At 68.6% G+C, this 26,627-nt stretch carries 24 protein-coding genes; 8 read left to right on the top strand and 16 right to left on the bottom strand.

The features are described 5' to 3' along the window. Genes SFB74_RS07440 through SFB74_RS07420 form a run of 5 tightly spaced genes read left to right on the top strand, consistent with a single transcriptional unit; the run spans nt 1 to nt 4,778 of the window. Nucleotides 1-879, top strand: a complete 879-nt coding sequence (locus SFB74_RS07440) for a branched-chain amino acid ABC transporter permease (protein ID WP_432730133.1) — start codon at nt 1-3, stop codon at nt 877-879. Between the two features lie 17 nt (nt 880-896). Next, nucleotides 897-1,814 (top strand): branched-chain amino acid ABC transporter permease, encoded by a 918-nt coding sequence (locus tag SFB74_RS07435; RefSeq protein WP_432730132.1) that lies wholly within the window; start codon nt 897-899, stop codon nt 1,812-1,814. Then, nucleotides 1,811-2,563: an ABC transporter ATP-binding protein gene (locus tag SFB74_RS07430; protein ID WP_432730131.1), complete on the top strand. Its 753-nt coding sequence runs from the start codon at nt 1,811-1,813 to the stop codon at nt 2,561-2,563. The genes SFB74_RS07435 and SFB74_RS07430 overlap by 4 nt, the downstream gene beginning before the upstream one ends. Continuing rightward, on the top strand, nt 2,560-3,276 hold the full coding sequence (locus SFB74_RS07425; RefSeq protein ID WP_432730130.1) for an ABC transporter ATP-binding protein: 717 nt from the start codon (nt 2,560-2,562) through the stop codon (nt 3,274-3,276). Before SFB74_RS07430 ends, SFB74_RS07425 begins: the two co-directional genes overlap by 4 nt. A 50-nt stretch (nt 3,277-3,326) precedes the next feature. Further along, nucleotides 3,327-4,778 (top strand): aldehyde dehydrogenase, encoded by a 1,452-nt coding sequence (locus SFB74_RS07420; protein ID WP_432730129.1) that lies wholly within the window; start codon nt 3,327-3,329, stop codon nt 4,776-4,778. 10 nt (nt 4,779-4,788) lie between these two features. Here the strand turns inward: SFB74_RS07420 and SFB74_RS07415 are convergent, their stop codons facing one another. The 6 genes from SFB74_RS07415 to SFB74_RS07390 all read right to left on the bottom strand — a co-directional run bounded on the left by SFB74_RS07415 (nt 4,789) and on the right by SFB74_RS07390 (nt 11,688). Further along, nucleotides 4,789-5,418 (bottom strand): hypothetical protein, encoded by a 630-nt coding sequence (locus SFB74_RS07415; protein ID WP_432730127.1) that lies wholly within the window; start codon nt 5,416-5,418, stop codon nt 4,789-4,791. Beyond that, a complete protein-coding gene (locus SFB74_RS07410) occupies nt 5,418-7,010 on the bottom strand; it encodes a substrate-binding domain-containing protein (RefSeq protein WP_432730126.1) in 1,593 nt (530 codons plus the stop codon). Before SFB74_RS07410 ends, SFB74_RS07415 begins: the two co-directional genes overlap by 1 nt. Continuing rightward, nucleotides 7,007-8,257 (bottom strand): toxic anion resistance protein, encoded by a 1,251-nt coding sequence (locus SFB74_RS07405; protein ID WP_432730125.1) that lies wholly within the window; start codon nt 8,255-8,257, stop codon nt 7,007-7,009. The genes SFB74_RS07410 and SFB74_RS07405 overlap by 4 nt, the downstream gene beginning before the upstream one ends. A 17-nt stretch (nt 8,258-8,274) precedes the next feature. Further along, nucleotides 8,275-9,399 carry a hypothetical protein gene (locus SFB74_RS07400; protein ID WP_432730124.1) on the bottom strand — a complete coding sequence of 375 codons (1,125 nt, stop codon included), beginning with the start codon at nt 9,397-9,399 and terminating at the stop codon, nt 8,275-8,277. Nucleotides 9,400-9,480: 81 nt separating this feature from the next. After that, nucleotides 9,481-10,782: an aminotransferase class V-fold PLP-dependent enzyme gene (locus tag SFB74_RS07395; protein WP_432730123.1), complete on the bottom strand. Its 1,302-nt coding sequence runs from the start codon at nt 10,780-10,782 to the stop codon at nt 9,481-9,483. A gap of 3 nt (nt 10,783-10,785) precedes the next feature. Beyond that, nucleotides 10,786-11,688: an amino acid ABC transporter substrate-binding protein gene (locus tag SFB74_RS07390; RefSeq protein ID WP_432730122.1), complete on the bottom strand. Its 903-nt coding sequence runs from the start codon at nt 11,686-11,688 to the stop codon at nt 10,786-10,788. A 132-nt stretch (nt 11,689-11,820) separates the two neighbouring features. On the opposite strand from SFB74_RS07390, the gene SFB74_RS07385 reads away from it, so the two are divergent. After that, nucleotides 11,821-12,768, top strand: a complete 948-nt coding sequence (locus SFB74_RS07385; RefSeq protein ID WP_432731893.1) for a LysR family transcriptional regulator — start codon at nt 11,821-11,823, stop codon at nt 12,766-12,768. Nucleotides 12,769-12,776: 8 nt separating this feature from the next. Here the strand turns inward: SFB74_RS07385 and SFB74_RS07380 are convergent, their stop codons facing one another. Beyond that, nucleotides 12,777-12,968 carry a hypothetical protein gene (locus SFB74_RS07380; RefSeq protein ID WP_432730121.1) on the bottom strand — a complete coding sequence of 64 codons (192 nt, stop codon included), beginning with the start codon at nt 12,966-12,968 and terminating at the stop codon, nt 12,777-12,779. Nucleotides 12,969-13,282: 314 nt separating this feature from the next. Between SFB74_RS07380 and SFB74_RS07375 the strand changes: the two genes are divergently transcribed. After that, on the top strand, nt 13,283-14,815 hold the full coding sequence (locus tag SFB74_RS07375; protein WP_432730119.1) for an FAD-binding protein: 1,533 nt from the start codon (nt 13,283-13,285) through the stop codon (nt 14,813-14,815). A gap of 29 nt (nt 14,816-14,844) precedes the next feature. Then, nucleotides 14,845-16,095: a lactonase family protein gene (locus tag SFB74_RS07370; RefSeq protein ID WP_432730118.1), complete on the top strand. Its 1,251-nt coding sequence runs from the start codon at nt 14,845-14,847 to the stop codon at nt 16,093-16,095. A gap of 6 nt (nt 16,096-16,101) precedes the next feature. On the opposite strand, the gene SFB74_RS07365 is transcribed toward SFB74_RS07370, so the two are convergent. The 9 genes from SFB74_RS07365 to SFB74_RS07325 are packed head-to-tail and all read right to left on the bottom strand — an operon-like array spanning nt 16,102 to nt 26,511. Next, nucleotides 16,102-17,583 carry an N-acyl-D-amino-acid deacylase family protein gene (locus SFB74_RS07365; RefSeq protein ID WP_432730117.1) on the bottom strand — a complete coding sequence of 494 codons (1,482 nt, stop codon included), beginning with the start codon at nt 17,581-17,583 and terminating at the stop codon, nt 16,102-16,104. Next, nucleotides 17,580-18,491: a MurR/RpiR family transcriptional regulator gene (locus tag SFB74_RS07360; protein WP_093196268.1), complete on the bottom strand. Its 912-nt coding sequence runs from the start codon at nt 18,489-18,491 to the stop codon at nt 17,580-17,582. Before SFB74_RS07360 ends, SFB74_RS07365 begins: the two co-directional genes overlap by 4 nt. A gap of 25 nt (nt 18,492-18,516) precedes the next feature. Beyond that, the gene (locus SFB74_RS07355; protein ID WP_432731892.1) at nt 18,517-19,812 is read right to left on the bottom strand and encodes an amino acid deaminase; all 1,296 of its coding nucleotides are present in this window, start codon (nt 19,810-19,812) and stop codon (nt 18,517-18,519) included. Between the two features lie 5 nt (nt 19,813-19,817). Continuing rightward, a complete protein-coding gene (locus tag SFB74_RS07350; protein WP_432730116.1) occupies nt 19,818-20,807 on the bottom strand; it encodes an ABC transporter ATP-binding protein in 990 nt (329 codons plus the stop codon). Continuing rightward, nucleotides 20,804-21,850, bottom strand: a complete 1,047-nt coding sequence (locus SFB74_RS07345) for an ABC transporter ATP-binding protein (protein ID WP_432730114.1) — start codon at nt 21,848-21,850, stop codon at nt 20,804-20,806. Before SFB74_RS07345 ends, SFB74_RS07350 begins: the two co-directional genes overlap by 4 nt. Continuing rightward, a complete protein-coding gene (locus SFB74_RS07340; protein WP_093196271.1) occupies nt 21,850-22,689 on the bottom strand; it encodes an ABC transporter permease in 840 nt (279 codons plus the stop codon). Before SFB74_RS07340 ends, SFB74_RS07345 begins: the two co-directional genes overlap by 1 nt. Before the next feature lie 5 nt (nt 22,690-22,694). Continuing rightward, nucleotides 22,695-23,648: an ABC transporter permease gene (locus tag SFB74_RS07335; protein ID WP_093196272.1), complete on the bottom strand. Its 954-nt coding sequence runs from the start codon at nt 23,646-23,648 to the stop codon at nt 22,695-22,697. Next, on the bottom strand, nt 23,648-24,916 hold the full coding sequence (locus SFB74_RS07330) for a lactonase family protein (RefSeq protein WP_432730113.1): 1,269 nt from the start codon (nt 24,914-24,916) through the stop codon (nt 23,648-23,650). The genes SFB74_RS07335 and SFB74_RS07330 overlap by 1 nt, the downstream gene beginning before the upstream one ends. Nucleotides 24,917-24,936: 20 nt before the next feature. Further along, nucleotides 24,937-26,511, bottom strand: a complete 1,575-nt coding sequence (locus tag SFB74_RS07325; protein ID WP_432730112.1) for an ABC transporter substrate-binding protein — start codon at nt 26,509-26,511, stop codon at nt 24,937-24,939. Between the last annotated feature and the right edge of the window lie 116 nt (nt 26,512-26,627).

Below are 26,627 nucleotides of genomic sequence, written 5' to 3'. Positions count from 1 at the left end.
GTGTCTTTCTCTGGATGGGCCGAGCTCCTTGCCGGCGGACTGATCACGGGCGGCATCTACGCGCTGGTGGCCATCGGGCTGAACCTGCAGTACGGGCTGATGCGCATCATGAACATCTCGCACGGCGAGTTCCTGATGCTGGGCGCCTTCGCGACGTGGTGGGCGCACACCGCACTGGGCGTGTCGCCGCTGCTGTTCATGCCCGTTGCCTTCCTTCTGCTGATGGCGCTGGGCATAGCGGTGCACCGGCTGTGCTTCCGGCAGGTGGCGGCGCGCGCGCCGAACGTGGACGTGTTCGAGGCGCGCAGCCTGATGGTGGGCTTCGGCCTGATGTTCCTGGTGCAGAACACCGCCCTGCTGGCCTGGGGCGGCGACCTGCGCGGCTACGACTACCTGGCCGACCCGGTGCAGCTCGGTGAGATGCGCTTCACCGCCAACAAGCTGGTGCTGTTCGGCGTGGCGCTGGCGCTGAGCCTGGTGCTCATCGCACTGCTCAGGCTCACGCTGCTGGGCAAGGCGGTGCGCGCGCTGATGCAGTCGCCCACCGGCGCGCAGCTCGTGGGCATCAACACGAAGCGGCTGCATCCGCTGATGTTCGGCATCGGCCTGGGCCTGTCGGGCGTGGCGGGCGCGCTGCTGTCGATGACATACGAAATCTCTCCCTCGATGGGCGAGCCCTACACCGTCACGGCGCTGATCGTCATCACCCTCGGCGGCTTCGGCAGCGTCGCGGGCAGCCTGGTCGGCGGCCTGCTGCTGGGCGTGGTGGAGGCGCTGGGCATGCACTTCACCAGCCCCTCGCTCAAGATGCTGCTGTCGTACGCCGTGTTCATCGGCGTGCTGATCTGGCGGCCCAACGGACTGTTCTCCAGAAAATGATTTCTTCCCCTTCGACAATGAGGCCGTGGTGGGTGCTGTGCATCGGCCTCGTGCTGGCGGCCGCCGTGCCGTGGATCGCGAGCGAGTTCGTGGCCTCGGTCGCGCTCGGCTGCCTGATGTACATCGCGCTGGCCACGAGCTGGTCGCTGTTCTGCGGCGCCACGCGTTACCTCTCTCTTGCCACATCGGCCTTCTTCGGACTCGGTGCGTATGCGAGCGCGACGCTGCTGGATGTGCTCCCGTGGCCGCTGGTCATATTGAGCGGCGCGGCCATTGCCAGCGCGGTGGCGGTTCTGATGGGTGCGGCGGTGCTGCACCTGCGCGGCACCTATTTCGCGGTGCTGACCTTCGGCATGACGGAGTTGATCCGCCACGCCGTGACCTTCGTCGAGAAGCAGGTCTCGGGCACGGTCGGACGCGTGTTGACCGTGGTTCCTTCGAACGAGACGGTCTACCTCACGGTGCTGGCAATCGCGGGTTCCGCCATCGCCACTGCCCTGCTGGTCAGGCGCAGCCGCTTCGGCCTCGCGCTCTCGGGCGTCGGCGCCGACGAGCAGCGCGCGCAGACGCTGGGCGTGGACACGCGCCGCGTGAAGGTCATGGGCTTCGCGCTCACCGCAGCCTTCGCCGGTGCGGTCGGCGCGGCCATGGCGGTGCGCTGGACCTACATCGACCCGCCGGCTGTGTTCAGCCCCTTCATCGGCTTCCAGACGGTGCTGATCGCGATGATCGGCGGTGCGGCCAGCATCGGCGGTCCGGTGGCCGCTGCCATCGTGTTCAGCCTGCTGTCCGAAACACTGCGGCTGCAGCTGCCCTACGGCTACATGATGGTGCTGGGGCTGCTGCTGATCCTGTGCGTGATGTACCTGCCCGACGGCCTCGCGTCGCTGTGGCGGCGCAAGGCAGCGGCGGCACCGCGGGAGGCACGGCCATGAGCAATCCGCAGCTGCTGCTGGAAGCCCGCGAGCTCACCGTGCGCTTCGGCGGCCTCACCGCTGTCGATTCGGTGAGCGCCGTGCTGCACTCGGGCGAGATCGTCGGGATCATCGGACCGAACGGCGCAGGCAAGACGACCTTCTTCAATGCCATCTCGGGCGTGGTCATGCCGACTTCCGGCAGGCTGCTGGTCGAGGGCGGCATCGACCTCACGCGGCGCGGGCCGCACCTGTACGCGGCCCACGGCATAGCGCGCACCTTCCAGACGCCTCGCGTGATGGCCGGCATGACGCTCGAAGACAACGTGCGCTTCGGCATGCAGTTCGCGGGCCGACACCGCGAGCCCATCGCCGGGCTGGGCAGCACGGGGGAGATCCTCGACATGCTGGGCCTCGGTGGTCTGGCGCGGAACATCGCCGCCGACATCACGCCATCGCAGCAGCGGCTGCTGGAGATCGGCATGGCGCTCGGCACGCGGCCGCGCGTGCTGCTGCTCGACGAGGTAGCGGCCGGGCTTACCGAGGCGGAAGTCGACGCGATGGCGCGGCGCATCCGCCGGCTGCGCGACGAGCACGGTCTCACGGTCGTGTGGATCGAGCACGCGGTGGCCACGCTGCTGAAGTACGTCGAGCGCGTGCTGGTGCTGCACCAGGGCCGCAAGATCGCCGACGGCACGCCCGCAGAGGTGGTGCGCAACGCGGAGGTGGTCGAGGCCTATCTCGGCGACGAGATGGAGGCGACGGCATGAGCGCCGAAATGAGCCACATGAGCGTGAGCGGCCTGTCGGCCGGCTATCACGGCTTCCAGGTGATCCAGGGCATGAGCCTGGACGTGCAGCCCGGCGTGACCGTCGTGCTGGGCCCGAACGGCGCGGGCAAGACCACGCTGCTGAAGGCACTGGCCGGTCTGCTGCCGCGAACCGGCGAGGTGCTGCTCGACGGCGCGGCGCTGCCTTCGGCCGATGCCACGGCCTGCGTGAAGCGCGGCCTCGCGCTGGTGGCCGAAGGGCGCCAGCTCTTCCCGCAGATGACGGTTACCGAGAACCTCGAGCTCGGCGGCTGGCTCATTCCGGCACGGCTGCGCGCCGAGCGGCTCGCGCGCGCCTTCGACGACTTTCCGCGCCTGAAGGAACGCGCCACGCAGCTCGCCGGCACCATGAGCGGCGGCGAGCAGCAGATGGTGGCGGTGGCGCGCGCCATGATGAGCGGGCCGCGCCTGCTGATGCTCGACGAGCCCTCGCTGGGCCTCGCGCCGCGCATGGTGGACGAGCTGCTTTCCATCGTGCGCCGCATCGCCTCGCAGGGCGTGACGGTGCTGATGGTCGAGCAGAACGTGCGCAAGGCGCTGCAGGCCGCCGACCGCGGCTATGTGCTCGAACGCGGCCGCGTCGTGGCCTCGGGCGAAGCGCAGGCGCTGCTGAATTCCGATGCAGTGCGCCAGGCCTACCTGGGCGTCGCCTGATCGCTCTTCTTCCATCCCCCTCTTCCTTCCCCTTCTTGCAAAGGACACCCATGACCGACATTTCCATGCTCATCGACGGCGAGCGTCGCGCGGCCACCGGCGGCGCCACCTTCGAGCGCCGCAACCCGCTGGACGGCGGCATCGCCACGCGCGCACCCGCGGCCACGCCGGCCGACGCGGTGGCCGCCGTCGAGGCCGCGCACCGCGCCTTCGCCGCATGGTCGGCCACCGGCCCCGGCGAACGCCGCGCCGCGCTGCTGAAGGCCGCGCACGCGCTCGAAGCGCGCGCCGATGCCTTCGTGCAGGCGATGGCGCGCGAGACCGGCGCCTCTGCCCTGTGGGCCGGCTTCAACGTGCACCTGGCGGCCGGCATCCTCACCGAAGCCGCATCGCTCACCACGCAGATCGCGGGCGAGGTCATTCCTTCGGACGTGCCCGGCAGCCTGGCCATGGGCGTGCGGCAGGCGGCGGGCGTGGTGGTAGGCATTGCGCCGTGGAACGCGCCGGTGATCCTCGCCACGCGCGCCATCGCGACGCCGCTGGCCTGCGGCAACACCGTGGTGCTGAAGGGCTCGGAGCTGTGCCCGCAGACGCACGCGCTCATCATCGAAGCGCTGGACGAAGGCGGGCTGCCCAAGGGCGTCGTCAACTTCGTGACCAATGCGCCCGCCGATGCCGGCGCGGTGGTCGAGGCGATGGTCGCCCACCCTGCCGTGCGGCGTGTCAACTTCACGGGCTCCACGCGCGTGGGCCGGCTCATCGCACAGACCTGCGCAAAGTATTTGAAACCTGCCGTGCTCGAACTCGGCGGCAAGGCGCCCTTCGTGGTGCTCGACGACGCGGATGTCGACGCGGCAGTCAACGCAGCCATCTTCGGCTCCTTCGCCAACTCGGGCCAGATCTGCATGTCGACCGAGCGCATCGTGGTCGACAACGCGGTGGCCGACGAATTCGTCGCCAGGTTCGCGGCCCGCGCGCAGGCGCTGCCGCTGGGCGATCCGCGCGAAGGCCCCGTGGTGCTCGGCTCGGTGGTCGACATGAGCACGGTGAAGCGCTGCAACGCGCTCATCGACGACGCGCTGGCCAAGGGCGCGAAGCTGGTGTGCGGCGGCAAGGCGGAGAACACGCTGATGCCCGCCACGGTGCTCGACCACGTGACGCCGGCAATGGAGATCTACCGCGAGGAATCCTTCGCGCCGGTGAAGGCGGTGGTGCGCGTGAACAGCGAGGAAGAAGCCGTGGCCATTGCCAACGACAACGAGTTCGGCCTTTCGTCGGCGGTGTTCGGCCGCGACGTGGCGCGCGCATGGAACGTGGCGAGGCGCATCGAGTCGGGCATCTGCCACGTGAACGGCCCCACGGTGCACGACGAGGCTCAGATGCCCTTCGGCGGCGTGAAGGCCTCGGGCTACGGACGCTTCGGCGGACGTGCGGGCGTGGAGGCCTTCACGGAGCTGCGCTGGGTCACGGTACAGACGACGCCGCGGCACTACCCGTTCTGAAAGGCCCCGTTCAGCCCGCGAGAAAGTCGGGCTGGCGGAATTTCTTCTCGAGGAACTGCCCGTTGGCCACCAGCGCGGCCGCGTCGCTCGAAGCCACGTTGGCGACGATCTCGCGCAGCTTGGCGTCGAGCAGGCCCAGCTGCTCGCCGAGCAGCTGGCGCGCGGTCTTGCCGTCCTTCACCGCGTGCGTGATGCGGAAGGCCGGCGGCAGCGCGACGTAGTTGGCGAGCGTCTCGGGCAGGTAGCGCAGCACCGTCTCGCGCACCGTGAACAAGTCGTCGCCGTGCGATCCCGCGCCCACGAGGCGCGGCAGCACCTCGCCGACGGAGCCGCGCACGTTGTCGAGGCTCTTGCGCATGTCCTCGGTAAGGTGCGGCTGCGCCTGCTCGACCACGCGATCGAGGCGCTCCAGCGTCTGCTCGACGCTGAGGCTGTCCTCGATGCGGCGCTCCAGCTCCGGCGCCTTGCGGCCCAGCAGGCAACCGGCCACGTAGAGGCCGGCGGTGATGAGCAGCCAGCCCCGGTCGATCACGCCGGCGAAGAGCAGAGCCGGCCCCAGCAGCGCCAGCGCGCAGCCCAGGATGTTGCCGTTGCCGTACAGGAACAGCAGCGCGCGCAGCTTCAGCGAACGCTGCGGCATCACTGGTAGCCCCGGATTTCCTTGAACACCTGCCCGAGCTGCAGCTTGCGGCCGTCGAACTCGCGCCCGCCCGAGAGCTGCGCGATCTCCTGCATCTCGCCCACGTTGGCCTCGCCGAACAGGATGGGGAAGATGCGCGCGGGCACGCCGCCCGCGGCATAGCGGTCGCGGAACTCGCGCAGCTTCAGGCCCGAGTTGTTCTCGCCGTCGGTCAGCAGGACGATGCTCACGAAGCGGTCGGGCTCGCGCTGCTGTTCCTTGCGGGCAAGGTCTTCGGCCGCGGCCAGCGCGGAGTAAATGGCGGTGCCGCCATTGGCCGACATTCCATCGGCCAGCCGGCGCAGTTCTTCGCGCGCGGCGGCGATGTGGTCGGCATCGAAGCGCACCCACACCGGCTCCTGCACGTCGGTGGAGAAGGTGATGAGCACCACGCGCTCGCGGCTCTGGAAGGCGCTGTAGCGTGCGCTCGCGGTGGCTGACTCGTCGGCGCCCGAGAGCAGCTTGAGCGCCTCGCGCATCGACGCCAGGCGCTTGCCGGCCATCGAGCCGCTGAGGTCGAGCACGAAGATCGAGGTGGCGGGCTTGCGCCATTGCGACTGGTAGGTGCCGAGCACCGCGTCGATCACATCCAGCCGGTTGGGAAAGCCCAGCTCGGCCACGGCGGCGGTGGGCAGCGCGGAGGCAGCCGCGACCTCGGGATTGGCGGGGCGCAGGAAGGCGGCCGAGAGCGCGTCGCGCTGGAAGGGCGCGGCCTTCAGGGTACCGACGAGCTTGGTGTAGGCATCGCGCTTGTCTGCGTTGAGCAGCATCAGCGGGTAGTCGGCCGAGATCATGCCGTCGCGCGGGTAGATCAGCGTGAGCCTGTCGGCCGGGGGCAGCTTCTCGTTGGCGCGCAGGATCACGGCCTCGTAGTTGACCATCGCGTCGATGGCGGACGGGTCCTTCACGTAGGCGTCCGACAGCCAGCCCGAGCTGCCGGCCGTGAGCTTCTGGCCCGAGAGAAAGGCCTTCAGCGTCTTCTCGTCCACGTCCTGCGCCGTCAGGTCCTCGGTCTTGCCCGCGAGCGCGGAGGCCACGGCGAAGAGCGCGCTCATTCCGGTGTTGGAGCTGGTGGCATTGGTCATGCCGTAGCGCAGTTGTCCGGCGCCGGCCGCCTTCGCGATCTCGGCCCAGCCGGGCGCCTTCTTGTTCCAGCCCAGCTGCGCGGCCTTGGCGCTCTTCACGCCGAGGGCGATGCGCGAGTAGAAGAGCTTGTCGCGCGCCACCGGCTTGGCCTGCAGCGCGAGCGCGGGGTATGCGCCGTTCGGCGGCAGGATCGCGTCGAAGCGCTCGCCGGCGTTGATGCGCTCGACGATGTCCAGCGTGCCGGCGTACGAGAACTTCACATCCACGCCGGCCGACTGCGCGGCGGCGACGATGGGCGCCTCGAGGTCCTTGAGTTCGGAGCCCGCGAGGATGGTGAAGGCCGAGCCGGCAGCCACGGCCGGTGCGGCATTCGTGGCCTGCGCCTGGTCTTCCTTGCCGCAGGCAGCGAGCCCCACCGCCACGGCAGCGAAGGCCGCGAGCGCGAGCAGCCGCTTCAGCAGGCTCACAGCGCGACCTCGCCGCGCGGCTGGCTCATCGCCTCGGTCGCCTCCTGGCGGCGCACGCGGTCGAGGTAGGTGCGGCTCTTGGCGACTTCGCTGGTCAGCGTGTCCACCGTGGTCTGCATGGAGTCGAGCGCGCGGCTCTTGAAGTCGGCGATCGTGTCCATGGTCTGGTAGATGTTGGCGAAGGCCTGCTGCAGCTTGGCGATCTCGATGGTGCTGGAGGCCGCCTGCTGGTGGATGGCGCTGCTCTGGTCGCGCAGCATCTCGCTGGTGTTGGCGATGAGGTTGCCGGTGGTGGCGTTGAGCGCGCTGATCTGGTCGAGCACCAGCTTCTGGTTGGACAGCGCCTGCGCCACGATGACGGCGGTGCGCAGCGCGGCCACGGTGGTGGTGGTGGCGCGGTCCACGCCCTTCATGAGTTCCAGGTTGTTCTTGCGGATCATGTCCAGCGCGAGGTAGCCCTGGATGTTCACCGCCAGCTGCGTCAGCAGGTCGGTGACCTTCTGGCGCGAATAGAAGAGCATTTCCTCGCGGATCACGCGGGCCTTCTCGGGGTCGGTGGTGTCGAGCTCGCGCGCCTTGGCGTCGAGCTTGCCGTCGAGGGCCTTGCCGATGTGCACGTACTTCTCGAGCCGCTCCATCAGCGTCCACAGGTTGACCTTCTCCTGCTCGATGGCGGTGTTGTCGCGCAGCAGCTCGTCCTTGCCGCGCTTGAGCGATTCGATGATGGCGTTGAGGTGCGACTGCGACGACTGGTAGCGCTCGAAGTACGCAATGAGCTTGTTGCCCAGCGGAATGAGGCCCAGCAGCTTGCGCGCCGAGAACAGGTCGCCCTGCTTCGACGGATCGAGGTCTTCCACCTGGTGGCGCAGGTCGATGAGCGACTGGCCGATCTGCGCGCCCTTGTCGAAGAGACCATTGCGCAGCGAGCCCACGGGCCGCTCGAGCATGCGGTTGGAGACCGATGCCGAGGCCTCGATGTCCTTGCTGCCCATCGAGTGGATGCGCTCCACCGCTTCCTTGAACTGCGGATGCTGGCTGTCGTGCGCAGTGATGTCCTCGATGAAGCGGTCCACCTGCGCGTCGAGCTCGGCCACGTCCTCGGCCTTCAGGCGCACCTTGCCGCTGGCCGACTCCACCGGCACCGGCGCGACGGGCGCGGGCGGCTCGAGGGTGAAGGCCTGCGGGGGCTGGAGGTCGATGGGAGCGGATGCGGTGGCTGTCGTGGTGGTGGTGACGGGTGCGTTCATGGCGTTCCTGTGTTCATTCACTTGAAGCGGGCTTCGATGCCCGTGGTCATTCGTTCGAGCCACTCGAAGCTCGGCGGATCGATCACGTCGACCAGCACCTCGGGCACCTTCACGCCGCGCGCGGCCCAGGTCTCGGGGCCCTTGGCATCGCCGCCGGTGCGGTAGCCGTATTCGTGCGCGAGCTCGCGCAGGGCCGGGTCGTTCTCCAGCGCGGCGCCGAGGCGCGCGCCGCCCGGCGTGTAGGGCACGAGCACGTGCTTCGAATAGACGGTGGGCCTGGGGTAGAGCAGCACCATGTCGCTCTTCAGGCGGTCGGGGTTCTTGAGCCAGAACTCGATCATTTGCGATTCGTAGGCCACCAGCAGCGGCGCCTTGCCCATGCCGAGCGCGAGGTAGTCCTCGAAGGGCCCGGCCGACGACTGCTCCTGGAAGCCCTGGCGCAGGAAGAGCGGCGCCACCACGGGCATGACGCGGTCCACGTCTTCCTGGCTCTGCACGATCTGCTGGCTGTTGGCGAGGTAGCTCGCGAGCGCGAGGTACATGGCCGCCGAGTTGGAGGTGCGCACGTCGGTCGAGTTGATGAGCATCGACTTGCTGGTGGAGAAGGCGCTGCTCGCCTTCAGCTCCTTCCAGCGCGTGCCCTTCTCGATCATGGCCATGAGGCCGGGCAGGTCGACCACGTAGTAGAAGTCGCCCTGCTTCTGCGCAATGCCGTTGGCCACGAGGATCTCGGCGATCGGCCGCCAGCTGGCCAGCACGATGGGCGTGTAGAACGGGTTGAAGACGTTCGGCGCCTTGGCCAGCGTCTTGAGCTGCGCCGCGGCGGGTGCGCCAGAGGGAAAGCCGAAGTCGAACTTGCTGGCGTCGTAACGGCTGGCGATGGCGCGGGAGCCGGCCTTCTCGACGACGACGGTGATGCCCTGCGCGGCCAGTGCCTTCTGCACGCGCGGGTCGGCAAAGAAGGTCTCTTTCTCGGAGCCGATCAGGCCGCGCAGCGTGACCTGCTTCTCCTGCTCGATCCGGGCCGCGGCGGCGGTGGCCGAGTCATCGTGCAGACGGGTGTTCGAGTACCAGACGCCCCCCGCCACGGCGGCCAGCAGGACCGCGGCCAGCACCGGCGCGATCAGCTTGCGGATTTCCAAATCTCATGCTCCTCTCCCCCTGTGGACGGGGGTAGAGAAACATACTAACTAGCGAATATGACGGTTTATGACAGTCCCATGTCAACCACGGACATCGGCCGCGATCTCGCTCGTGATCCGCAGGAATTTCTCGATGTCGGCCACCGAATGGCAGTGCAGCGGCGACACCCGCACCGTGCCCTTGAGCCCGAAGGATTCGAGCATGCGCTTCGAGTAGATGCTGCTCGCCACGCGCTCGTACACCGTCACGCCGCGCTTCGCGTACTCGACCACGGCCTGCGTGCAGTCGATGCGGTCGAAGCCGATGCCCAGGATCAGGTCGCGCTTGCTCAGGTCCGGGTAGTCGAGGAAGACGCTGACGCCTTCGAGCCTGCGCATGCCGGTGGCGTTCTCGTTGCCGTCGAGCAGCAACGCGAGCAGCGCGCGCTCATGCAGTTCGATGTGCGTGATGCCGGCCGCGAACAGCGCGCGGCGGTCGGCCGCATCGGTGAAGTGCCCGCCCAGCCAGCAAACGTAGTCGACGATTTCCGTGAGCACCGCGAACTGCCACGGCGCGGAGCTGCCCAGGTCCCAGTAGTCGGGTTTCTTGCCCGCGAGCTTGTGGTGCGGCAGCACGGCCGCGCGCTCCGACACCCATGACAGCCCCGAGCCCCGGCAGCCGAAGAACTTGTAGGGTGCGAGGTTGATGCCGTCCACCGGCGCCTTCTGCAGGTCGATGAGGCCGTGCGGCGCGTGCTGCACGGCGTCCACCAGGATGTAGAGGTCGGGCTTGATCTCGCGCGCGCGGCGCACGATCTCGGCCATGTCGAGCTTGGCGCCGGAGATGTTCGATGCGTAGATCACGTTGAGCAGGCAGGTGTCCTTGTCGACCAGTCGCACGATCTCGTCCACGTCCACGCCGCCGGTGACGGGGTTGCTCTTGGCCACGCGCAGCTCGCGGCCCAGGCGCTGGGCGTAGAGGCTCATCGCGTCGAAAGCCGACGGGTGCTCGAGCACGGTCGTGACCATGTTCGTGCCCGGCACGTTCTCGGCGATGGCACGCACCATGTCGAACATGGCGCCCGAGGCGGTGAGCGATGCGTACACGCTGCCGCCGGTGGCGTTGAGGATGGTGCGCAGGTCGGCGCAGCCCTTCGCCTGGATGTCCTGCAGCTCGACGGCCGTGGCGTGGATGCGCTCGGCGTTGTCGGGAATGGCATCGACCTGCGCGAAACGCTCGGCCGCGGCCTTCAGGCGGAAGGAGCCGCCGGCGTTGTCGAAGTAGAGGCGTTCGCGGCCGTGGTGGTCATGGTCGACCTGCAGGAAGCGCGCCTTGACCTCGCGCATCAGCGCGTCGGGAAAAGCCAGCCCGTGGGGATGGCTGGAAGACAGTTTGGAATCCATTGATCAGACGCCCTTGTTGTTCGGGTTCTTGTAGATCTCGCGCACCGCGTCCGTCATCGGGAAGTTGAGATTCGCGTTCTTCGGCGGGATCGGCGAGAGGAACCACTTGTTGTAGAGCTGCTCGATGGCGCCCGACTTCATCAGGCCGTTGACGGTCTCGTCCACCAGCGCCTTGAACTGCGGGTCGTCCTTGCGCAGCATGATCCCGTAGGGCTCCTGGCGCAGCGATTCCTTGAGGATCTTGTAGTCGCCCGGGTTGGTCGAGCTGGCGATCATGCCGGCGAGCTGCACGTCGTCGAGCACATAGGCGTCGGCGCGGCCGGTGGACAGCAGCAGGAATCCGTCGGAGGTGTCCTTGCCCGCGATCTCGTTGACTTCGATGGTGCCGCTCTTGCGCGCGCCGCGCAGCAGCTGGATCGAGGTGCTGCCCGAGACGGTGGCTACGTTCTTGCCGTTGAGGTCGGTCAGCGCATTGATGCCCGAGGCCTTCTTCACGGCGGCGGTGATGTTGGTCACGAAGTGGCTGGGCGCGAAGTCGACCTGCTGCTGGCGCTGCGTGGTGTTGGTGGTGGTCGCGCAGTCGAGGTCGACGGTGCCGTTCTGCAGCAGCGGGATGCGGTTGGTCGAGTTGAGCATCGTGTAGCGCACCTCGATCTTCGCGAGGCCCAGCTTCGCCTTCACGGCATCGACGATCTTCAGGCAGATGTCGTTGGTGAAGCCGATGGGCGCGCTGTCGGCGCTGAGCTTGTACGAGAACGGGATCTGGCTGTCGCGCGCGCCGATCTGGATCGTGCCGCTGTCCTTGATCTTCTGCAGCGTGCCGCCGTCCTGGGCGCTGGCGGCGCCGCAGGCGAAGGCAAAGGCGAGTCCGAGTCCGAGCGCGAGGGGCAATTTCCTGAAGTCCATGGCGGGTTCCTTTTGTGAAGTCGATGGCGTTGTCTCGGGCGAATCTTCAGCTTCGCCATCAATTTCCAAAAGCGATTTTTTGTGATCGAATCACATGAGAAAAAGCGTTCTTTTGGAGCCAGCTCTCACGTGATGACCTTCAAGCAGCTCGAAGCCCTGTACTGGATTGCCCGCCTCGGCGGCTTCGCGCAGGCGGCCAACCAGCTCCACACCTCGCAGTCGGCCATTTCCAAGCGGGTGCACGAGCTGGAGCAGCTGTTCGACACCGAACTCTTCGACCGCAGCCAGCGCACCGCCCGCCTCACCGAGAAGGGCGAGGAAATGTTCGTGCTCGCCCGCAAGCTGCTGGAGCAGCGCGACGCGGCCATCGAGCAGTTCGGCAAGCCGGGCGTGGTGGAGCGGCGCATCCGCATCGGCGTGACGGAGCTCACGGCGATGACATGGCTGCCGCGGCTGGTCGGCCTCATCCAGCAGCACTACCCCAAGGTGATCCTCGAGCCCGACGTGGACGACAGCCTGCAGCTGCGCGACAAGCTGCTGGCCGACGAGCTCGACCTGGTCATCGTGCCCGACACCTTCGCCGACTCGCGCCTGCCGCACAAGGTCATCGGCCAGGTGAGAAGCGCGTGGATGTGCAAGCCCGGCGTGGTGCCGCCGCCCGCCAACGGCGCCATGCGGCTGCACGAGCTGGCGCGGCACCGCATGCTGGTGCAGGGCAACAACTCCGGCACCGGCCGCGCCTACGACGCGTGGATGAAGGAGCAGGGCGTGCAGCCCGCCAACGTGATCGTGGTGAGCAACCTCGTCGCGCTGACCGGCCTCACCGTGTCGGGGCTGGGCGTGAGCTACCTGCCGCGCGAGTGCCTTCAGCCGATGGTGGCGGCCGGCATGCTCGCGGTGATCGACGTGACGCCGGCCCTGCCCGTCGTGCGCTACGTGGCGATGCACAAGGGCGAGCACCGCAGCGCGCTCACCTCGTCCATCGTGATGCTGGCGCAGGAATGCTGCGACTTCACGCGCATGTTCCAGGCGCAGGGAGAAGAAGAAAAAGAGATCGCTGGGGAGCGGGAGCCGGGCTGACCGCCGCCTCAGAGGCCGTCGCCGACAGGTGAGAGATCCAGATCCGGATGCAGTTGCTGGAGCGCCCGCGACAGCCGGACCACGCGCTCCCGGGCTCCGGGCTCGCCCCGGGCAAGCGCGCCCAAGGCGGCTTCGTAGTCGTCGGTGAGCTGTTGCCACAGCTCGAAGTCGGCGCCAAGGCCTTCAGCGTCCTTGTCCATCTTTGCTCCAGTAGGAATTCGACGGCCGGTGTCGGTGCGCCAGTTTGACTGATTTTTGCCCGGAGCGTTAGAACTTTAGAGGTCTTAGGGTTATAGCCGCCCAAATACTGCGGCGCGCTGCCCCGGCTTCCGGGCCTTCGATCTAAGGGTTCTTCCGATGAAAATATTTTTCAAACAAGCCAAGAATTCGCGCCACGCGGCCGAAAAACAGGGACATCGGCGCACAAAACAGGTCATATAAGAAAAAACATTTCAATTATCGCCGATTCCGCAAACCAAAAGCTCCGTCGCAAGACATTCATCGGAAAGTGCCCATGACCATCACCGTGACACGCCAGGATGCCCGCTACAACACCCTGAAAAAGGGTTTCAACCTGCGATGGCCCTCGACGGAATCGGACGCCGCCTCGCGCATCGAACTCGCGGAAAGCGCGGGCGACGCCGCTGCTGCTCTGCAGCGCATCGTCGACGCGGGCCTTCGACCCACCCTGCGCAGCGGCGGCCATTGCTACGAAGACTTCGTCTCCAACAACCCCGACGGAGCCATCCTCGACCTGAGCCTGCTCAACCAGGCCGACGCGGCCTCCAGGAGCGACGGCCGCTTCCGCGTCGGCCCCGGCACCCAGAACTGGAACGAGTACCTCGACCTGTACAAGCGCAGCAACGTCACGCTGCCCGGCGGCTCGTGCTACTCGGTGGGCGCGGGCGGCCACATCTGCGGCGGGGGCTACGGGCTGCTGTCGCGGCTGCAGGGGCTCACGGTCGACTGGCTCTCGGCGGTGGACATCCTCACGGTGGACAACCGCGGCAAGGTGGTGCCGCGCACCGTCGACGCGAGCCGCGACCCCGACCTGTTCCGCGCCTGCCGCGGCGCGGGCGGCGGCAACTTCGGCGCGATCACCAGCTACGTATTCGACAGGCTGCCGGCGGCGCCGCGCGAGGTCGCGCTGGCGGTGGTGGCCTTCGACTGGGCCAGCATGACGCCCGAGCGCTTCACCGCCCTGCTCACCACCTACGGCGACTACTGGGCCACGCGCGGCAAGTCGCCCGACACCTGGGGCATGTTCTCTCTGCTGAAGCTCACGCACCGCTCGGCCGGCCAGATCGTGATGCTCACGCAGTTCTGCAACCCCGACGGCACCTGCAACGACCTGACGGTGCTCAACGATTTTCTCGACCGCTTCCGCGCCTGCGCGCCGGTGCCTGCCAAGGGCCGCGCGCCCGGCGTGGGCCCCGCTCCGCAGCGCGACGCGGGCCAGCTGCTGTGCTCCAAGCCGCACACCGTGACGCGCTACGACTGGCTCACCGCCACCCAGTACCTCAACGGCTCGGGCGACAACCAGCGCGGCAAGTACAAGTCGGCCTACATGAAGCAGAACTTCAGCGCCCGCGAGGCGCAGCGCATCTACACGCACCTGACGCGCACCATCCCTGGCGTCGATCTCAGCCAGTCGCTGGTGCAGGTCGATTCGTACGGCGGCGCCGTCAACAGGCCCGAGCGCATCGCCGACACCGCCGTGCCGCAGCGCGCCTCGATCATGAAGCTGCAATACCAGACCTACTGGCGCAGCGCGAGCGACGATGCAGGCCACTTGCGCTGGATCGGCGACTTCTACCGCGACGTGTACGGCACGCCCGACGTGCCCGAGCGCCGCGCCGGCACGCCCTACCCGGGCGAGCGCTACGAGGGCTGCTACATCAACTACCCCGACAACGACATGCTGGCCTACCCCTTCTGGCCGCAGCTCTACTACGGCGACCAGGGGCTCTACGACTTCCTGCGCAAGGTGAAGCGCCGCTACGACCCGAACAACATCTTCCACCACGCGATGTCGGTGCGCCCGTGACGCGGCGACCCCACCCAGAGAGGAACCCCATGACAGATCACTACGGTCAGAAACGCCGCACCGTCATGCAATGGCTCGGCGGCGCATCCGCCGCCGGCGCCCTCGCGCCCCTGCTGCCGGCCCACGCGCAACAGGCCCCGGCCGCCGGTGGCGCCGCAACCGCGCCTCCGGCGCCCGCGCCGCGCTTCGCCTACGTCGGCACCTACACCTTCGATGCACCTGGCGGCACGGCCGGCGGGCCGGCATCGAAGGGCATCTACGTGCTCGCCATGCAGGGCGACAGCTGGACACCGGTGCAGACGGTCGCGAGCGCGAACCCGTCATTCCTCGCCTTGCATCCGAACCGGCGCTTCCTATACGCGATCAACGAGATCGACACCTACGAGGGCCTGCCAACCGGCACGGCCGAGGCTTACGCCATCGACGAGCGCAGCGGCCGGCTCACGCTGGTCAACCGCCAGCCGCTGTCGCTCTCGGGCGTGATCCCGGCGCATCTGGCGGTATCGCCCGACGGACGCGCACTGGTCGTGGCGCTGTACGGCGGCGGCGCCTACAACGTGCTGCCCATCGAAGCGGACGGCAAGCTCGGCAAGGTCTCCGGCATCGAGAAGGAAACCGGCTCCGGCCCCGACGCCGAGCGGCAGGAATCGCCGCACCCGCACATGGTGCAGTTCGACGCCTCGGGCCGGCGCGTGCTGGCCACCGACCTGGGTAGCGATCGCGTCAACGTCTTCACGCTGGCCGACGGCAAGCTGGCGCCCATCGGCCGCACTGCCGTGCCAGCCGGCAGCGGCCCGCGCCACCTGGCGCTGCATCCGTCGCAACGCCAGCTGTACGTGGTGGGCGAGCTCGACGCCTCCGTCACCAGCTACGCCTACGACGCAGCGAACGGCGCGATCGGAGAACAGCGGCAACGCGTCTCGACCCTGCCGGACGGCTACACAGGCCAGAAGAGCGCCGCGGCGCTGGTGATGCATCCATCGGGGCAGTTCCTCTACGCGAGCAACCGCAGGCTGAAATCGGACCACCCGCTGGCCGACAGCATCGTCGCATTCCGCATCGATGCCGCAAGCGGCAACCTCACGCCGCTGCAGCACTGGAGCGAAGGCCTGCGCTTCCCGCGCGCGCTGACGGTGGCGCCCGACGGCGGCCATCTCTACGCGCTGAGCCAGAAGGGCGACACCATCCTGCGCCTGCGCATCGACCCCGCCACCGGCAGGCTCGACCAGCCGGTGCAGGTGGCGCAGGTGCCTACGCCGGTCTGCCTCGTCTTCGCCTGACCGGGCCTAGCTGGCGCTTCCGCGCGTCAGCATCCGGCCGGCACGCGCGAGCACCCGTGCCTCGGCCTCGCCGCCGCGATAGGCCAGCACGCCGTTCACGAACACGCGCTCCACGCCCAGGCTCACGCCGTGCGGCTTGTCGTAGGTGGCGGTGTCGGCGATGGTCTCGGGGTCGAACACCACCACGTCGGCCATGGTGCCGGCGCGCAGCAGGCCGCGGTCGGCGATGCGCAGGTTGCGCGCGGTCATGCCGGTCATCTTGTGTACCGCCTGCTCCAGCGTGAAGAGCCGTCGCTGGCGCCAGTAGCGCGCGAACACCCGCGGAAAGGCGCCCCACAGGCGCGGATGCGGATGGCGATCGTGCGGCAGGCCGTCGCTGCCGATCATGGTGAGCGGATGCGAGATGACGCGCTCCACGTCTTCCTCCTGCATCTGGAAGTAGCAGGCGCCGCCGGGCTTCAGCCGCAGGCAGGCATCCTGCTCGCTCACGCCCCATTCGCGCGCGATGTCGGAGATGAGCCTGCCCGTCATTTCCGGATGTGGATCGGACCAGGTCAGCAGCACGTCGATCACGCCGTCCACCAGGTCCTCGCGCAGCACGGTGGAGCCGGCCACGTAGGGATACACGTCCATCGCGATCTTCTGGCGCTGCGCGAGCGACTCGATCAGCGGCAGCGTTTCCTTCGTGCGGCCCCAGTTGGCGGGTCCGGCGCACTTGTGATGCGAGATGACCAGCGGCACGCCGGCCTCGAATGCGCAGTCGCCGGCCTCGTGCAGCGCCTCGATGATCTGCTGCATCTCGCTGCGCAGGTGCGTGGCGTAGACGCCGCCGTGGCGGCTCACCACGCGTGCCAGCGCGGTCACTTCCTCGGCGGGCGCCGCGAAGGCTTCCTCGTAGAACAGGCCGGAGGACATGCCGTGCGCCCCGTCGGCCATGCAGCCGTCGAGCAGTGCCTCCATGCGCGCCAGCTCGTCGGCGCTGGCCGGGCGGTCCAACGCCTCCATGGCGGCGAAGCGCAGCGTGGTGTGGCCGACCAGCGCGGCCACGTTGAGCGCAGGCTGTATCGCGTCGACAGCCGCGCGGTACTCGGCCATGGTCGCGTGCTTGAACGAATCGGCGCCCAGCAGCGTGAGCGGCGGCAGCGACTGCGGCGTGCGGTAAGGCGCAAGCGAGATGCCGCAGTTGCCCGTCACCACGGTCGTGATGCCCTGCGACACCTTGGGCAGGCACAGTGGGTCGCGCAGCACGATGGCGTCGTCGTGCGTGTGCGCGTCGATGAAGCCGGGCGCGATCACCTTCGCGCGGCAGTCGACGACCTCGACGTCGGCCAGCGCCAAGCCATCGGGCAGCCGCCCGCGCAGGCCTTCGCCGAGCGCGACGATGCGGTCGCCCTGCAGCAGCACGTCGCCGGGCCACGAGGGGCCGCCCGAGCCGTCGACCACCAGGCCCGCTTCCAGCAGGACGGCCTTCTTGTTGTCTTCGCTCACGATGCGCTCCCTCCGTCGTTCACGCCGCCGCCGTCCCAGCTCTGCAGCGGATGCGTGGTGGCATCGATGCCGTGGCGCTGGAAGGCCTCGCGCGCGCGCTGCAGGCGCTGCACCGCGGGCTCGCCGCGGCGCTGGGCCACCAGCACGGTGAGGATCTCGATGACGGTGAGGTGCGTGAGATAGGCGTCGATGCCCACGTGCATCACCGCGTCGTCGGGCACCGAGAGGCCCAGGAGAAAGTCGGCCTTGGCCGCGAGCGCCGTGCCGGGCCGCGTGAGCGCGACCACCTTGGCGCCCTGCCCGCGCGCGATGTCCACCGCGTCGAGCAGCGAGGGCATGCCGCCCACGTGCGAGATGGCGATGACCACGCCGCCCGGGCGCTGTGCCGCGCCGGCCACCTGCTGCAGGTGGTAGTCGGCCCAGGCGTTGGCCGACAGGCCGAGGCGGAAGAGCCGCGCCTGCAGGTCGTTGGCCATGAACCACGAGGTGGCGCCCGCGCCGTACAGGTCGACGTGCGGCGCCGCCGCGATGGCGGCCACGGCGCCGTCGAGCACCTGCATGTCGAGCTGGCCGCGCACGCCGGAAACGGAGGCGGCCGCGCTGCGCGCGATCTTGCCGACCACTTCGTCGGCTGCGTCCTCGATGTTCACGCGGCGGTGCAGCGGCGAGCCGCCCAGCGCGAGTTCCTGCGCGAGCGCGAGCTTGAACTCGCGCAGCCCGGCAAAGCCGAGGTCGCGGCAGGTGCGCATGATGGTCGGCACCGAGCTGCGCGAGCGCTCGGCGAGCTGTTCGAAGCTCTCTTCGAGCACGCGGTCGGGGTCTTCGAGGATCAGGTCGAGAATCGCGCGCCGCGTCGCCGGGGCGTCGCTGCGGATGTCCGCGATCCTCTGGAGCAGTGAGGGAGTCATCGGTGTGCGCTCGGAAGTCGCTCGGTCAGAAATGCATGGCCACCGCGTCGCTCACGCGGTAGTCCTGCTCGACAACCGGCATCCAGTGCCACTTGTCGAAGGTGGTGCAGGGGTGCGAGATGCCGAGGCCCACGCGGTCGCCGACCTTGGGCGCCACGGCTTCCTCGCTCGCGTCCCAACGCAGGTAGGCATGCTGGTCGTTCAGCGCGGTGATCTTCCAGCCTGCCGTCACGCCCTGCGGCTGCAGTTCGCCGCGCGCCGCGCGTGCGATGGGCACGGGCAGCGAGAGGTCGAAGGAGATGTCGCGCTTGCCCACGGCCAGGATCGCCAGGCCCGGCTCGGGGCGCGACTGCACCGTGGCCCAGACTTCCATCGCCGGCACCAGGCTTTCGCCGCAGCCGCAGCCCAGGCGCTCGTCCACCGCACTCACCATGCGCTTGTAGAAGCCATGGTCGTGCGTCACGTAGCAGCCCGAGCGCAGCAGGCCGCGCACCGGCGCGCCCAGCGCGGGCTTGAGACGGCCTGCCACGAGGTCGAAGATGGCCGAGCCGCCGGCCGAGACCAGCACCTCGTCGGTTTCGAAGAGCTTGTTCTCGTCGCAGTGGCGAGCCACGGCTTCGACACGGTCCATCAGCGTCCTGGCGTAGGCGGAGTCGGGTTCGCTCTGGCCGGTGGCGCCCTGCCCTTCGTAGCACTCGATGCCCACGAGCTTGACCGCATCGCTCGCGCGCAGCCGCGTGGCCAGCGCGACGGCTTCCTCGTGCGTGCGGCAGCCGGTGCGCGCGCCGTCCACGCCGATCTCGACCATCACCTCGAAGGGCACGCTCGCGGGATGGCGCTTCGACCAGTCCTCGATCAGCTCGAGCTGCGCCAGCGAATCGACCAGGAACACGATGCGCAGGTCGGCATGCTCGCTCAGCAGCATCTGGATGCCGGCCAGGTCCTCGTCGCTCACCACCTGGTTGGCGATGAGCGTGCGGCGCGCGCCGGCCGCCACGCCCACGGCCAGCTGCGTGACGGTGGCGAAGGTCAGGCCCCAGGCGCCGGCATCGAGCTGGCGCTGGAAGAGCTGCGGCGACATGGTGGTCTTGCCGTGCGGCGCGAGGTCGATGCCCCACTCGCGCACGCGCGACTGCATCCACGACAGGTTGTGCTCCAGCGCCTCGCGCTTGAGCACGGCCAGCGGCAGCGGCAGGTCGCCGGCCAGCACGTTCCAGCCGGCGGCGCCGATCTCGCTGCGGCGGCGCGGCGCGGCGGTGCGCGGATAACCCTTGAAGTTGCTGCCCAGCAGCGGATCGGTGAAGTCGTTGGCGGCGGTCATGGAAGTCATGCAGCGATGTTGGATTGAAGTTCTCTGGTTCTGATGCAGGCGCTGTAGTGTCCCGCCGAAAGCTCCTCGAGCGGCGGAACGGTCTGCGCACAGGCTTCGATGGCATGCGGGCAGCGCGTACGGAACACGCAGCCCGAAGGCGGCGAGATGGGGCTCGGGATGTCGCCCTTCAGCGCGATGCGCTCGGTCGCCATCTCCGGATCGGGCTTCGGGCTGGCGGCCAGCAGCGCCCGGGTGTAGGGGTGCGAGGGGCGCGCGAACAACTCCTCGGTGGTGGCGACTTCCATCACCTTGCCGAGGTACAGCACCACCACGCGGTCGCACAGGTACTCGACCACGTCGAGGTCGTGCGAGATGAAGAGCATCGTCAGGCCCAGCCGCTCGCGCAGGTCGGCCAGCAGGTTGATGACCTGCGACTGGATCGACACGTCGAGCGCCGACAGCGGCTCGTCCGCCACGATGAACTCGGGCTCCACCGCGAGCGCGCGCGCCACGCCGATGCGCTGGCGCTGCCCGCCCGAGAACTCGTGCGGAAAGCGGTTCGCATGCTCGGCGCGCAGGCCCACGGTTTCGAGCAGCTCGGCAATGCGCCTGTCGCGCGCCGCCGCGCCCTTGTGCAGGCCGTGCGTGGACAGCGCCTCGCCGAGGATCGCGCTGATGCGCATCTTCGGGTTCAGGCTGGCGTACGGGTCTTGAAAAATGATCTGCAGCTTGCTGCGCAGCTTGCGCATGCGTTCGCCCGACAGCGCTCCGATGTCGTCGCCGCGATACAGCACCTGGCCGTCGCTGCGCTCCAGCAGCCGCAGCACGGTGCGGCCGATGGTGCTCTTGCCCGAGCCCGATTCGCCGACCAGGCCCAGCGTCTCGCCGGGCTGGATCGCGAAGGAGACGTCGTCCACCGCGCGCACCGGGCGGTCGCTGCTGCCGAAGTACTTCTTGAGTCCTCGGACTTCGATGAGGGGAGAGGAAGAGACGGCGGTGCTCATGCGGCCCTCGCGAGTGATTGGTCGGGCTGCACGCGGATGCAGCGTGCCTGGCGGCCTTGCCGGATGTCGATCAGCGGCGGCATCGCGTCCTTGCAACCCGCGAGCGCAAGATCGCAGCGCGGCTCGAAGGCGCAGCCCGGCGGCGGCGCCAGCGGGCTCGACACCTGCCCGCGAATGGCGAACAGGCGCTTGGGCTTGGGCTGGCCGGGCTGGCGCGCCTTGCCCGGCAGGCAGGCCAGCAGGCCCTGCGTGTACGGGTGCTCGGGCTGGGCGAACAGCGGCCGCACCGGCGCGCTCTCGACCACGCGGCCCGAATACATCACGACCACGTCGTCGGCATGGTGCGCGACCACGCCGAGGTTGTGCGTGATGAACAGGATGCTCATGCCCGTCTCGGCCTGCAACTTGCGCATGAGCTCGAGGATCTGCGCCTGGATGGTCACGTCGAGCGCGGTGGTGGGCTCGTCGGCGATCAGCAGCGTCGGGTCGCAGGCCATGGCCAGGGCGATCATCGCGCGCTGGCGCATGCCGCCAGATAGCTGGTGCGGGTATTCGTGGATGCGCTGCGCCGCGGCCGGGATCTCCACCAGCTCCAGCATGCGCTGCGCATGCGCGAGCGCCGCCTTGCGGTCGAGCCCCTTGTGCAGGCGCACGCTCTCCGCGATCTGCTCGCCGATGGTGAACACCGGGTTCAGGCTGGTCATCGGCTCCTGGAAGATCATCGACAGCTGGTTGCCGCGCAGCGAGCGCATCTCGCGTTCGCCGATCTGAAGCAGGTCGAGCGCCTTGCCTTCGCGCGTCACGAAAGAGGCACTGCCGCTGACCTGCGCGTTGGCTGTCTTGGGCAGCAGGCGCATCAGCGTGAGGCTGGTGACCGACTTGCCCGAGCCCGATTCGCCGACCAGCGCGGTCGTCTTGCCAGGCTGGATCGAGAAGCTCACGTCGGCCACCGAGCGCACGAGGCCGTCCTCGGTGGGGAAGCTGGTGCTCAGGTTGCTGACCGTGAGGCGCGGGGTCTGGTTGTTGTTGGCGGTCGTCGTCATCACGCGCCTTTCTTCAGCTTGGGGTCGAGCAGGTCGCGCACGCCGTCACCCAGCAGTTGCAGCGACAGCGCCGTGAAGATGATCGCGAGCCCCGGGAACAGCACCACCCAGAAGGCCTGGTGCGCGTACTGCTGGCTGCCCGCGACCATGGTGCCCCAGGTCGGGATCTCGGGCGGTACGCCGACACCGAGGAACGAGAGGCCGGCTTCGGCCAGGATGGCGTAGGCGAAGATGAACGACACCTGCACCAGGATCGGTGACATCAGGTTCGGCAGGATGTGCCGCCACAGGATGCGCGAGGTGCGCACGCCCAGCGCGCGCACGGCTTCGACGAAGAGCAGTTCGCGCACCACCAGCGTGGAGGCCCGCACCACCCGCGCCACGCGCGGCGTGTAGACCAGCACCAGCGCCAGCACGGTGTTCACGAGCGAGGGCCCGAGGATAGCCACCAGCGCGATGGCCAGCAGGATGTCGGGGAAGGACATCATCGCGTCCACCACGCGCATCAGCGGCGCGTCGAGCCGGCGGAAGAAACCGGCCATCAGGCCCAGCACGGTGCCGGCGATCACGGCGCCCAGCGCGGTGAGCGCGGCGATGGCCAGCGAGTAGCGCGCGCCGTGCACGATGCGCGAATACAGGTCGCGGCCCAGTTCGTCGGTGCCGAGCAGGTGCTCGGCGCTGGGCGCCTTCAGGCGCTCCAGCACGGCCGTGTCGTTGGGATCGATGGAGGCGAACAGCGGCGCGCCGATCGCGAGCACCGCGATCACCAGCAGCACCAGCGCTGACACCATCACGATGCGTCTGTGCATCAGCTGGCGGAGCATTCGGGGCATTTGCATTTTCCTCAGACCTTCACGCGCGGGTCGACCACCGCGTACAGCAGGTCGATGGAGAAATTGATGAGCACGTAGATCGCGGCGATGACGAGCAGCGCACCCTGGATCACAGGGTAGTCGCGCCGCAGCACCGCGCTGACCACGAGGTTGCCCACGCCCGGCAGGCCGAACACCGTCTCGGTGATGACGGCGCCGCCGATCATCAGGGCCACCGTGAGACCGATCACCGTGACGATGGGCACCAGCGCGTTGCGCAGCGCGTGCTTGAGCACCACGGTGCTTTCGCTCAGGCCCTTGGAGCGCGCGGTGCGCACGTAGTCTTCGCCGAGCACGTCGAGCATCGAGGCGCGCGTGAAGCGGATGATGAGCGCCGAATTCAGCAGGCCCAGCACCGTGGCCGGCAGCACCAGCGAATGCAGCCGCTCGGCGAACGGCGCATCGGGCGCGCCATAGCCCGACACCGGGAACCAGCCGAAGGACACGGCGAAGATCTGGATCAGCACGATGCCCAGCCAGAAGCTCGGAATGCTCGCGCCCAGCATCGCGATGCCGGTGAAGAGCTGGTCGACCACGCGCCCCCGGAACACGGCGGAGACGATGCCGCAGGGCACGCCGATCAGCGCCGCGATGGCCACGGCCATCAGCGCGAGCAGCGTGGTGGGTTCGGAGCGCTCCCACAGCGCCTGCGTCACGGGGCGCTGCAGGAAGATCGACTGGCCGAGGTTGCCCTGCAGCACCTCGCGCAGCCAGTAGCCGAACTGCACGGGCAGCGGCTTGTCGAGGCCGTATTCCTTCTGCACGCGGGCGATGTCGGCGGCGGTGGCCTGGTCGCCCAGCAGCACCGAGACCGGGTCGCCCGAGGCGGCGCGCGTGAGCACGAAGACGAGCACCGCCACGATGGCGAGCACGACCAGCATGCCCGCGGCGCGGGAGGCGATGTAGCGGAAAAGCGATTTCTTCATCACGCGGAGAACTCGATGGCTGCCGCGCTGCCCACCGCGACGTATTGGCCGGTGAACTGGATGTCGCCACCCTTCACGCGGAAGACGGTCACGTTGTCGCCCTGCTTGTTGTGGCACACGTAGAGGAAGCGGCCGCTCGGGTCGAGCGTGCAGCTGCGCGGGTAGTTGCCGCGCGACCATTCCTCGCGCACCAGCGTGGGAGCGCCGGTGCGGGCGTCGACCTTGAAGATCGAGATCGAGTCGTGCAGCCGGTTGAGCGACACGAAGTGCTGGCCGTCCGGCAGCATGCGGATGCCCGATGCGTAGCTGGTGCCCTTGAAGCCCCTGGGCAGCGCCGAGGTCTCGCTCACCAGCGTGAGCACGCCGGTGGCGTTGTCGTAGCGCATGAAGGCGATGGTCGAGGCCTCTTCGTTCACCAGGTAGAACCACTTGCCGTTCGGGTGGAACACGAAATGGCGCGCGCCCGAGCTTTCCGACACGGCCACCGTGCTCGGCTGGCTCAGCACGCCGGTGATGCGGTCGAAGCGATACGAGATGACGCGGTCGAGCCCCAGGTCGGCCACCAGCACGAAGTCGCCCTTCGGGTCGGCATGCACCATGTGGGCGTGCGGGCCGTCGTGGTCGCTGGTGGCGAAGCCCTCGTGCGAGCGCGCGGCCTGCGGCACCACGTCGGCGCCGGGCTTGCAGGGGGTGGATGCGCCGCAGGCTTCCACGTCCTTGTAGACGACGGCTGCAACGCCGGCATCGGGCGTGCCGTCGGCGCGCAGCGCGAGCACGCTGACGTCGCCGCTCGCGTAGTTGGCGGTGAAGAGAAAGCGGCCGTCGGGGTGCACGCTGATGTAGGCCGGGTCCTTGCCGCCGCAGGGCGTCTCGGAGACGAAGGTCAGTGCGCCGTCCGCCCCGATACGGAAGGCCGAGACCGAGCCGGCCTCGAACTCGTTGGCCGCATAGAGCATCGGCAGCTTCGGGTGGCGCGCGAGCGAGGCGGGGTTGCGCAGCTTCGCGCCTTCGCCCGTGCTCGCCACGGCCGCCGGTGCGCCCGCAATGGGCTTGAGCGCGCCGGTGGCGCTGTCGAGCACGAACTGGTGCACGCCCTGCCCGCGCCCGCCGCGCCACGGCTTGCCGCCGTCGCTGTAGGTGCCGACATAGGCGTAGACCGGGCCCTGGGCGGCAGCCCGGGCGGCGAAGGCAAGGGAGGATTCGAGGCCGAGGGCCCCGAGGCCGGAGACCAGTGCGCTGGCTTGCAGAAGTTGGCGACGCGACGGCATGGCTGTGTGTCTCCGCCTTCTTACTTGATCTTCGCGTTCCAGAAGAACGGCCAGGTCGCGGGCTGGTAGTTGTCCAGCGCCGGGCTCTTGGCCGAGAGGCCGTTGAACTTGCCGACGTTGATGTACGGCACCTCGTCGTACACCACCTGCTGCACCTTGCCCCACAGCGCGCCGCGCTTGGCAGGGTCGCTCTCGACGTTGAAGGCCTGCAGTGCCGTCTTCTTGGCGGGCGAATCCCACCAGCCGGGCGCGCCGTCGCCGAGCTGCGGCGGCGAGAGCATGGGCTCGGGGAACTGGCCCGAATGGGTGACGTAGATGTCCCACAGCTTGGCGTCGTTGCGGCGCTGCACCAGCGTGGCCCAGTCGACCACGTTGAGGTCGACCTTGAAGCCGGCGCGCTTGAGCTGCTCGGCCATCAGGAGCGCCATGTTGTAGTGGAAGTCGTACTGGCGGCTGGTGAGCACGCGGATCGGCTCGCCCTTGTAGCCGGCCTTGGCGGCGGCTTCCTTGGCCTTGGCGGCGTTGCGCTGGTTGTACTGGTCGGCGCCTGCGGCCGAATAGAAGGGCGAGCCCTTCGGGAAGTGGTTGGCCTCGGCCGTGAAGAAGCGCGTGTCGCCGAAGCCGGCGGCGAGCATCTCGCCTTCGCCCAGCGCGGTCTGGATCGCCTGGCGCACCGGCTGGCTGGCGGCCACGCCTTCCTTGGTGTTGAGCACGAGGTACGGGAAGCCGAACGAGGGCGTCATGATCGGCACGGTCTTGCCGCCCGACTTCTCCAGGCGCGGCAGCGCCTCCACCGGCAGCAGGTCGGCGAAGTCGTACTGGCCGGCCAGCGCGCCTTCCACGCGCGTGCTGGCGTTGGGCACGGGCACGAAGCGCAGCTCTTCAATTGCCGCTTCGCGCTTGCCGCCATAGCCGCTGGCGGCTTCCTTGCGTGCGCTGTACTTGTCGAAGCGGGTGAGCAGCACGAACTGGTCGGGGCGGCGCTCCTTGAACTTGTAGGGGCCGGTGCCGACGAAGTCCTTCAGCGGCGAGGCGATGGAGTCCTTGGCCATGATGGCAGCCATGCCGCTGGGCAGCGCGAGCTGCGAGAGCAGCGGCGCGTAGGGTTCCTTCAGCACGATCTCGACCGCCAGCGGGCCCTTGGCCTTGAGGCTGTCGACTTCCTTGCCCACGGCCTTGCCGCGCGGCGACTGGTCCATCCAGCGCTGCAGGCTGGCCACCACGTCGTCGGCCGTGAGTTCGCGGCCGCTGTGCAGCATCACGCCCTTGCGCAGGGTGATGGCGTAGGTCTTGCCGTCGGCCGAGATCTTCGGCATGCCCTCGGCGAGCATCGGCACCACGTTCCACTTGGCGTCGAAGGTGTAAAGCGTCTCGTAGACGTGCTGCATGATGGTTCCGACCAGGTCGGCGGTGGACGCCATCGGGTCGAGCGTCTGCGGCTCGGCCACCATCGCCAGCGTGGCGAAGTTGCGCGGCCCCTGGGCGTGGGCGCTCTGGTGGGGCAGCGCGGCGCACAGCATCGCGAGCAGGGAGGCACCCAGCAGGCTGCGCTTCGACAGCATGGGCAGGCGCTGGACAAGACCGACGTGGGGCATGGGGAACTCCTTCATGGGGCGGGCGGATTGTGAAAGAAATTTTCTCTTCGGCCCGGACTTTGAAGCAGTATTCATGCCTAATCATCCGTGTTAACCCTTGTTCAGGGGTTATTTTG

Origin of the sequence: Variovorax xiamenensis, assembly GCF_050916385.1 — a bacterium.
Taxonomy (GTDB): Bacteria; Pseudomonadota; Gammaproteobacteria; order Burkholderiales; family Burkholderiaceae_C; genus Variovorax.
The sequence above is the reverse complement of the archived record's forward strand: the minus strand, read 5'-3'. Positions and strand labels throughout refer to the sequence as shown.